General features: G+C 48.5%; 3 pseudogenes. All 3 read left to right on the top strand.

The window, feature by feature from the left end:
- Window positions 1-887: pseudogene (locus STRDD11_RS14605) on the top strand (peptidase M20); the annotation flags it as partial.
- 163 nt (window positions 888-1050) lie between these two features.
- Window positions 1051-1793, top strand: a pseudogene (locus STRDD11_RS10020) (ABC transporter ATP-binding protein).
- Window positions 1783-2414: pseudogene (locus STRDD11_RS10015) on the top strand (hypothetical protein); the annotation flags it as partial. The pseudogenes STRDD11_RS10020 and STRDD11_RS10015, both read left to right, overlap by 11 nt.

Here is a 2414-nt window from a genome sequence, read left to right as displayed (position 1 = left end):
TGGTTGAGAAGATGGATCTCAATCCGGTCCTAGCGGACACTGCCTACGGTGAGCAGTCGCCGCTGCCTTCCTGGTCCTACATGCGGGACCTCAAGGAGCAATATGATGTTTCGACCGTGCTGCGGGCCGCCGGCGCTCTCAGTCTGCTCTATCTGGACCGCAGTCCCAAGGAGCTGATGACCCTTATCCGCCGGCTCAGTCAGGAAGCCGTTGATGACTTTTATCAACGCCATCTGCAGCTGCAGAAAATCTATCAGGAAAGCTGGGAGATTCCCAAACCGCGGGTCCTGTCCTATCAGGAATTGCTGCAGGAATGCCAGAGCAGGCCTGATTTTGCAGCAGTGCTGGCACAGATAGAGCAGGAAGGACAGGAGTCTTTAAAAAACGGTGCTTCCTATCAGGAAATCACCATCGGCAATATTCAGAAAATCCTTGATTTCCACGACCGCAAGGAAGCGCTGGTTATTATAGCCATTGCACCGCCCTATTACCCTTCTGTCAACTGCCGGCGGCTGGCAGAGAGCGGGATTGATATCGAAAAGCTGATCAGTCTGTACAGAGACTATTTGGCTGATACAGCAGGCTGCCGCCTCAACGTAGAGGAGTTTTTCATGGGGATTTGCGACATCAGCTACTGTTCCTTGGAAAAACCGCTGGCAGATTATGAGCAGCTGCTGGAAAGCATGGCAGTGCCGCGGAATCTCTATAGCATTGATTTTCCTAAGATTGCTGCCATCAATGTTCCGGGAATCAATCTGGGACCTTGGGGCAAGGATCTGCACCAGCTGACGGAGCGTGTCTTTGAAAAGGATATGCTGGAGACCATCCCCAACTTTTTGCTTTATTTGCTGGAGAATATTGCTGCCATCAGACTTGCAGAGCGCTGAACCTTCCGCATGCGGCTGTGCGGACAAAGGCCTGTCTGCTGCCTGCAATCGGGCACAATCTTGCAGAAAGACTGGTTTCACTGAATATAAACTTTTTTTAAGACGAATTCCTGCGAAAATAGTATACTATATTATACAAGAATAGATAAAGGAGAGCTTTTTTATGATTGAATTTAAAGATGTTACCAAAGTTTATGAAGGAACGGTAGCCCTGAATCAGCTGAACCTGGTCTTAGAAAGCGGGGAGATTGTCGGTTTAATCGGCCATAATGGTGCCGGCAAGTCAACAACCATTAAATCTCTGGTCAGCGTGATTAACCCCAGCAGCGGTCAGATTCTGGTTGACGGCCAGGACTTGGCTGCCAATCGTTTGGAGATCAAGAAAAAATCGGCTATGTTGCGGATTCCCCTGACCTTTTCCTGCGCCTGACTGCTAATGAATTTTGGGAGCTGGTGGCGACTTCCTATGATATGACAACGGCAGATACAGAAGCGCGCCTGACGGAGCTGCTGGATCTCTTTGATTTTGCCAGCCACCGCTATGAGGTCATCGAGTCCTTCTCTCACGGGATGCGGCAAAAGGTCTTTGTCATCGGTGCCCTCCTGTCGGATCCGGATATTTGGGTTTTGGATGAACCGCTGACCGGTCTGGACCCGCAGGCAGCCTTTGACCTTAAGCAAATGATGCGCCAGCATGCTGACAAGGGCAATACGGTGCTCTTTTCTACCCATGTCTTGGAAGTGGCAGAGCAGCTCTGTGATAAAATTGCCATTCTTAAAAAAGGTGCTCTCATTTTCTACGGCAGCATTGCAGAGCTAAAAGGCCAGCATCCAGAAGAATCGCTGGAAAGCATTTATCTAGGTTTGGCCGGTCGAAGAGAAGAGGTGAGCTCAGATGCGTCTTAAAGCTGTCAAAAAATTAGTCGAAATTAACATTCTCTATGCCGTGCAGCCCAACCAGCTCCAGCAGTATCGCAAGAAACAGGCCAAAACACCAGACAGAAAGATTAATGTTTCCCTGCAGGCTATCCGGACCTATTTGATTTTAGGACTTCTCTATCTCTTCCTTTTTGGCCTCATGGGTGCGGTCAACTATTTGGTGGGCAACCCTGGTCTTTTTGCCAATCTGGTGACAGTCTTTGCTCTCTTTTCTATGTCACAGGGTTTTCTGGCTTTCTACAATGTCTTTTATGAAAGCAAGGACCTGCAGTCTTATCGGCCTTACGCCTTCAGCGAAGCAGAGATTATTGTCGGCAAGGGGATTTCAGTCCTTCTGACCCTGCTGATTGCACTCCTGCCTATGTTTAGCTATTTTCTGGTTTTGGCCATTCAGGGCGGCAATATTCTCTTGGGCCTTCCCTTGGCTCTGCTTTCTATACTTATTCTCTGCTCTGTTTTGACTTTTTTGGTCCTGATTGCCGTGCACTTTATCACAAAAACGGCTTTTTTCAGACGGTATAAGAATCTCCTGTCCAATCTCATCTTGGCAGCTGTCTCCATTGCTTCCATGATTCTTTATTTCTTCAT

Origin of the sequence: Streptococcus sp. DD11, assembly GCF_001578865.1 — a bacterium.
Taxonomy (GTDB): Bacteria; Bacillota; Bacilli; order Lactobacillales; family Streptococcaceae; genus Streptococcus; species Streptococcus panodentis.
Note: the sequence above shows the minus strand (reverse complement) of the source record. Positions and strands in the feature narration are given on the sequence as shown.